Consider the following 6,787-nt stretch of genomic DNA (forward strand, 5'->3'; position numbering starts at 1 on the left):
CCCCCGCCCCCGCCGGCCGCCGCGGAGCCGGCTGCCGCGAGTCCGGTTCCGATCGCCGTCGCGGTGACGGCCAGCGCTGTGACTGCCTTACGAGTGGTCATGCCCTGCGAACGACGGTCTGTGCAGCGGGACACCGCCAGGCCCGGAGTCCCCCTCAGGGGGCGAGGAAGCCGTCGGCGGCTCCTTGTCCTCGCCGGAGAACAAGGAGCCGCCCTCCCGGGCCCTTGACCGCCGCCACACCGGCGCGGGACTGTCGGTGCGCAACTATCCGCAACCAGCTCAACAGGGGAGACCGCCATGACGTTACGGTTCGTCGGGATCGACCCCAACACCGGCGGCGAGGGATCACCGACGGTCTGGGTGGAAGAGGAGAGCGCGGACCTGGTCGTCCAGGGCGAGGAAGCCGACGAACTCCTCAAGACCCTGGTCGGCTCCACCGAGTGGGTAGCCGGCCACAAGACGGGGACCCCCGCGCACGAACGGGTGATCCGCATCCCGGCCCGCATGGTGCCGATTCTGAGGGAGGCGTGCAATGCCGCTGAACGCGCAGCAGCTGAACACCGCGACGTTCGCTGAGCTGCTCGCCGACACCCACCACACAGCGGTCCACCTCGAGATGCGCGACCTGTACGCCGTCGGCGACGAAGCCGACGACTACGCCGCCTTCCTCCAGACCGGCGTCCCGAACCTCGACCCGGCCCGCTCGTTCTGGCCCCAGTGGATGCCGCTCGTCCAGGGCGCGGTCGCCCGCGGCGTGGTGATGCGCCGCGCCCGGATCGTCTCCGAGCCGGTCACCGACTACATCCGCTACGAGCACGCCATCACCCCCCTCAACCTCCAGGCCGGAGAGGACGTGCGCTGGCTGCCCCGCCGCCGCGCCTCCGACATCCCGCTGCCCGGCAACGACTTCTGGCTCCTGGACGAACGTGTTGTGCAGTTCCACCACTTCACCGGCACCGGCGACTGGGCGACGGACGGCAAGGAACGCACCACGGCGCCGGCCGCCGTCGCGCTGTGCACCACAGCGTTCGAGACGGTCTGGGAGCGCAGCGTCCCGCACGAGAAGTACACCGTCTAGGCCCCTGAGCAGCCCCATGACCGCCTCTCCATCGTCCAACGCCCAAGCAGCCCGTGAGGCGCTCGCTGTGCGGCTCACGCACCTGCGCAAGGACGCCGGCCTCACCGGGAAGGACCTCTCCGCCCGGTGCGGCTGGCACCCCGCGAAGACCACACGCATCCAGAAGGGCGCGGTCCTGCCCTCGGACGCGGACATCCGGACCTGGTGCGCGGCGTGCGGCGCGGACGACCAGGCCGACGACCTCATCGCCACCGCCCGCGCGGTCGACTCGATGTACATGGAGTGGCGCCGCCTGCACCGCAACGGCATGCGCCAGGTCCAGGAGGACTGGTACGCCCTGCACGAGCAGACCCGCCACTGCCGGGTCTACGTCTCCAACGTGCCCCCCGGCTTCCTCCAGACCCCGGCGTTCGCGACCGCCCTCATGGAGCAGATCACCCGCTTCCAGGGCACCCCCGACGACGTCACCGAAGCCGTCGCCGCCCGCGTCGCCCGCTCCCGCTTCCTCTACGAGGGCGGCCACCGCTACGTCGTCCTCCTCGAGGAGTCCGTCCTGCGCTACCGCACCGCCGACCCCGAAGCGATGCGCGGGCAGCTCCGTCACCTCCTGGCGGTGATGCCGCTCGCCTCCGTCTCGCTCGGCATCATCCCGTTCACCGCGCAGCGCACCGTGTGGCCCCTGGAAGCCTTCTACGTCCACGACGACACCACGGCCGTGGTGGAGACCCTGACGGCGGAGATCAAGGTGACGCAGCCGCGCGAAGTCGCCGACTACGCGAAGGCGTTCGCCGCACTTGCGGAGATGGCCGTGTACGGCGACGCCGCCCGCGTCCTCATCCAGGCCGCGATCGACGCCCTGGAGTGAACTTCCGCAATTTCCCGCAATTTCGTTGAGGACGGAGCGGGCGCTTCCGTAGCGTCGGCCGACACCGACGCACCCAGCACACGGAGGCGGTGCCCATGAGCGCACCCACACCCACCCGCCCCGCACCACAAGGCCCCGGCCTCCAGCCGTCCGCCTTCGGCCGGCCCTCCTCAGCGCTGCTCGCCCGCGCCAGCCGCGGCTACGCACGCTTCGTTGCCGTCCAGGCCCCGGACGCCGACACCGGTGACCACGACCAGGACGACGACGCGGCGGGCGCACGATGAGCGACACCCACGCCGTGCTCTACGACCCGCGCGGCCTGATCGAGGCCGAACTCCCTCTGGACCGCGCCCCCCACGAGGCCCTCGTCATCGCCGCCCTCGCATGGAAAACCCCGGACCTCGCGCCCCGCGACTACGAGCAGATCGCCCTCCAGCTCACCGGGCACGCCCGCGCGATCGCCGCCGACGTACGCCGCCACGCCGCTGCCCTGTCCAAGAACGATGGCCGCGGCGCCCTCGCCGAAGTCATCCTCCGCGAAACCGACAGGCGCCTGTCCACACCACTGGAAGGCACCGCCCGCTGCGTCCAGAACCGCGCCCGCCTCGTACAGGCCCTCTACACGCGCCTGGACCGCCTCACCGAACACGCCCCGGCCGCCCCGTAGTTCGGCAGGGGTAGGGCCCCAAGATCCCAGGGCCTACACGCACACCAGTGCGATGCCGCAGCTCAGCCCCCCCGGGTCATCGCCCTCACATGCGTGTAGAGCCTGGGGTGCGGTGCCACTGGCCGGGCAGCGACGGACCCCGGGGCCGCCCAGCGCGCCCAGGGGTCCTGCACACCAGGGTCGGACAAGACAAGGCCCGGCCGCATGAGCTGCACCGACATTGCCGCGATCACCTGCGGGGATCGTCCGTGGCGGCCTCGCGGACATTGAGTCGTCCGTACCGCTACAGCCTGCACACGCAGTGGTGACTAGCCGGACACCGTCGAGGAAGAGCAGCGGGCCCCGCTCGCCCCCGGACTGGCTGTGCCAAGGCAGACCCATACCCGGACTGACGGGTTGTTCGTCCCCTGACTCTCCCAGCCAGAGATGTAGGTCGGTCCGGAAGTGGAGGTGTCATCGACGCCCCAGGGTCCGTAGTTGATGCCGTCGGCACCGAAGTAGACGCGTGCCGCAACACCATCCGCCTGGTGATCTAGGACGTAGTTGTTGTAGTTGTCGTTCAAGTATTCGGTGCCACCGCTGCCGGACCTTAAGCACACGGTTGCCTGCACTTCGCCGCCGATTTGGCCGGCGGAGTTTCTCACGGTCGGCCTCACAGTCCCGCACGTGTCGGCAGCATCGGCCTGTGCAGGCAACACGAGACAGGTGCCTGCGAAAGTCAAAGCCCCCAAAAGAGTTGCCATGGTGCGGGGCATGATCCTGGGCATCTTCGGTGTTCCTTCCAGTTAATCCGGATGACCTTGCTGGTAGGTTCTGGCGATCCAGCGACTTTGTCATTCGGATGGTCCTGGGCGGAAACCAGGGCAACAAGACGGACCATTCGGCCATGTGTCCGTATACATGCCCCCCGTAACACCTGCGGGTTGTCTTGGCCGCAAGGCGGCCGGGCCTGGTCTTTGACGCCTTCGCGCCCCGTCCGTCGTTCGAGGAGGCCGTCACCGGCCCTGGGCTTGGTGGGCTGGCATAGCCCGCACAAGCCCCGGTGAGTCGGGCCCCGTCGCCCTCCGCCACGGCCTGGTCGTAGCGGTCCTGGAACGCCTGGAGACGGGCGCCCAGCTCCATGCCCAGCTCCGTCTCCGCCGCCTCCACCCGGGCCCACGCCTCCTGCACCCCCCGGGTCGGACAGTACGGCCAAGATGACGCCCTCCGCCTCCGCGAAGGCCCTGGTGCGGGCATGCCGTCGCACGGCGTCCTGCACCCGCTGCTCCGCGGTCTCCTGGTCGCTCGCGCTCATCACGCCGCTCCTTCCGTGGCCGCCCACTCCAGCCCGAGGCCGGCCAACGCGGCGAGCTTGTCGACGGTCAGCTTGGCCCGGCGGCTCTTGCTGTTGCTGAGGAACACCCCGAGCTTGACCTCCGTCCCGTCCGGCAACGCCTCTACGTGGGCCCTGGGGACCGTCACAGAGCCCGTGCGGGCCTTGTACTGCGCCAGGGCCGCAACGCCCCTCTCGAAGGCGCTCACGGGCGCCGTGGACGGCTCCGTCGGCGCGGCCTGCTCCACCGGGGTCGGGGACGCGGCGAGCGGGGTGACGCCGACGGCCTCCAGGCGCTCGCGCTGCCCGTCGGCCAGTGCCGCCCACACCTCGGGCTTCCGCTGCCGCGCCAGCCACTTCCCCACGTCCATCCCGTGGACCGTGAAGCCGGGCAGGACCTCCGCCGGGCCTTCCTCATCGCGCACCAGCTCGCGCAGCGTGGCGAAGTGCCGCTGCCACTCCGCCGGCCACTCCGGGTTCCAGTCCTCGTCCACGGCCTCCAACGCGGCCTCCCACTCCGGGTGTTCAGCCAGCGCACCCGGACGACGCAAATTGCTCAACCATTGCCCTACCGGCTTGTCGAGTGCCGCCGCCGACCGAGGGGCGCACAGCGTCCAGTGCTCCTGGTAGTACACCCGGGCCGCCGCCAGGTTCTCCTGGAACCGCGCATCAGCCGCCGACCAGGCCATGCCCAGCTTCTCCAGCCGCTGCGCCCGCCTGCCAGTCATCTGCCCGGCCCCGTACGCCCGCCGCTGCTCCGCGACCCAGGTCCCCAGCGGGAACGCGCCCTCCTTGTGCTCGTACGGCACCAGTGCGTGGCCCTCACGCTCCGTGAACTCCTTGAGCTTCGCCCAGCCCCTCGCCCAGTCCTGCCGCTCCGTGTCGATCACGTTGAAGCTGACCCAGTCCGCGACCATCACCGGATCACGCGGAGCCGCAAAACGGAGCAGTAAACGGGTTTCTTCCTCGTTATCGCCGGGCGCGGCACCGATGTATTCGGAGGGCTGCGCGACGTCCTTCTGAGGCTCCTGCGGGATCGCCAGCAATTCCACGGCCTCTTCATCGTGAGCCCGCAGACCCTCAAGAACTTTCACCAAAGGCCGGTACGAACCGGAGGTGAACATATCCTCCGGCGATTCATCAGGCTGGAGAAATACCGGCACGATCAAAGAGGCGAGCTTTCCCTCCCCGGGCTTCTGACGCAGCGCACGGCCGATCGCCTGCACGATGTCGTGCGGCGCGCCCTTCGGGTCCAGCAGGGCCACCGAGTCCACAGCCCGGATGTCCACGCCCTCCCCCAAGACGCGACAGTTCGAGAGCACCGCCCGCCGGGCGGTGGAGCCGAACTTGCCCAGCACGTCCCGCCGGCGCTCCGGGACGTGCTCGCCGCACAGCCAGTCCGCCCAGATCTCCGCCGGGTACTTCTCCGGCTGGTCGGCGTGCAGCCGCTTGGCCACCCGCTCCAGGCCCTCCGCATACGCCGCGGCCTCTATGGTCCGGTGGTGGAAGGTGATGCAGGTCTGAAGGTTGTGCTGCTCCATCGTGTGCAGCAGCGCGGCCTGGAGCGCCCCGAGGCGCTGCCCGCGGACCTCCTCGGTGTGCCGCTCCTCGCCCATCAGCCGTTCGGGCGTGACGACCGGGTCCTGGAGCTCTAGGACGATGATCTGGTACCGCGCCAGCAGCTTCCGCGACACCGCCGACGCGAGCGACAGCTTGTAGAGCACCGGCCCGAACACGGCCTCGTCATCCATGGAGGCCGCCATCTCCTGCGGCAGCGCGTCCCGCACCCCTTCGGCGACCTCCCAGTGCGGGGGCCGCTCCTGCCAGATCCGGGGCGTCGCCGTCAGGTACAGCCGGCGGTGCGCCGGGATCTTCTCCTGGTCGTGGATGTCCGCCCACGCCTTACCCATCGACCCACTGGTCCGGTGCGCCTCATCGACCACCGCCAGGTCCACCGGGGCGAGCTTCTGACCGTAGGCGCCCTCGAACGCCTCCACGAGCACGCCCAGCGACGCGTAGGTGGCGTAGATGGTCACCGGCCCCGTCCCGTGCCACAGCGCCAGCTGCACGGGGTTGGTGGTGCACCGCACCCCCAGATGCCACAGCTCCGGATCATCCAGCGGCGAGCACACCATGACCGCCGGCCCCTTGTGCCCGGCCCCGCTCCACGCCTTCACCGTCTGCGCCAGGAGATCCAGTGTCGGCACCACCACGAGAATGCGGCCCTTGGGCACAATCCTTTTCGCGGAGGCCGCCGCGATGATGGTCTTTCCCGTTCCGCACGCGGCGTGCACCTGCCCGCGCAAGCCATTCCAGGGAATGCCGCCCGGCGGGATATCGAGGCCGCGCACGATGGCGGCTACGGCCTCAATCTGGTGTTCACGCAGTTTCAAGGCCATTCCCTTGTTCTCCTTTTCGCGGAATGCGGCGCGTAATCAGAATGAGAGTCCGGCGCGGTCAGTAGCGGGCCGGGGTGGTGGTTTCTGGTCCCAGACTCTACACAGTCAGGGTCCGTGATGCATCATCCATGCGGCAGCTTCCCCCTGGAGGCTGATATTTGGCCGAATCTCGCCCCATGCGCACGGTTCATGCGGTATGCTGGCCGGGTATTGGTGAACGTGAGCGGCCGGTTTCGAGGGTGGGGGAGGGGTTCGGGTGGAGCGCAGCGGAGCCCGTCACTGCGGCGGGTCGGCACCCCGTCAGGCCGATGGTCCGTCACTTCCGTTGCGGGGGTGGTGGCTGGGATTCCCAAGCTCTACACAGGCCCGCACGTGATGCACCTCCTCTTGCTGCCAGCCCAGGCAACCGCGCTTGCGCGGCTGCCCACAATTCGCGCTTGCGCGAATTGTCCCGCCTTTTGAATTC

6 protein-coding genes are annotated in these 6,787 nt (G+C 69.5%); 5 read left to right on the forward strand and 1 reads right to left on the reverse strand.

All coding sequences use genetic code 11. From position 1 onward, the window contains the following. Positions 1-297: 297 nt before the first annotated feature. The 5 genes from GA0115259_RS23720 to GA0115259_RS23740 all read left to right on the forward strand — a co-directional run bounded on the left by GA0115259_RS23720 (position 298) and on the right by GA0115259_RS23740 (position 2,610). On the forward strand, positions 298-576 hold the full coding sequence (locus tag GA0115259_RS23720) for a hypothetical protein (RefSeq protein ID WP_093600809.1): 279 nt from the start codon (positions 298-300) through the stop codon (positions 574-576). Beyond that, on the forward strand, positions 533-1,078 hold the full coding sequence (locus GA0115259_RS23725; protein ID WP_093600798.1) for a DUF6879 family protein: 546 nt from the start codon (positions 533-535) through the stop codon (positions 1,076-1,078). Before GA0115259_RS23720 ends, GA0115259_RS23725 begins: the two co-directional genes overlap by 44 nt. A gap of 16 nt (positions 1,079-1,094) precedes the next feature. Continuing rightward, entirely contained in the window at positions 1,095-1,943 is an 849-nt protein-coding gene (locus GA0115259_RS23730) for a helix-turn-helix domain-containing protein (RefSeq protein WP_093600801.1), read from the forward strand. 95 nt (positions 1,944-2,038) lie between these two features. Further along, on the forward strand, positions 2,039-2,227 hold the full coding sequence (locus GA0115259_RS23735) for a hypothetical protein (protein WP_093600803.1): 189 nt from the start codon (positions 2,039-2,041) through the stop codon (positions 2,225-2,227). Beyond that, positions 2,224-2,610, forward strand: a complete 387-nt coding sequence (locus GA0115259_RS23740) for a restriction endonuclease (protein WP_093600805.1) — start codon at positions 2,224-2,226, stop codon at positions 2,608-2,610. The genes GA0115259_RS23735 and GA0115259_RS23740 overlap by 4 nt, the downstream gene beginning before the upstream one ends. 1,293 nt (positions 2,611-3,903) lie before the next feature. Here the strand turns inward: GA0115259_RS23740 and GA0115259_RS23750 are convergent. Further along, positions 3,904-6,321, reverse strand: a complete 2,418-nt coding sequence (locus tag GA0115259_RS23750; protein WP_093600807.1) for a DEAD/DEAH box helicase — start codon at positions 6,319-6,321, stop codon at positions 3,904-3,906. Positions 6,322-6,787 lie beyond the last annotated feature (466 nt).

It is taken from the genome of Streptomyces sp. MnatMP-M17, assembly GCF_900091995.1.
Taxonomy (GTDB): domain Bacteria; phylum Actinomycetota; class Actinomycetes; order Streptomycetales; family Streptomycetaceae; genus Streptomyces.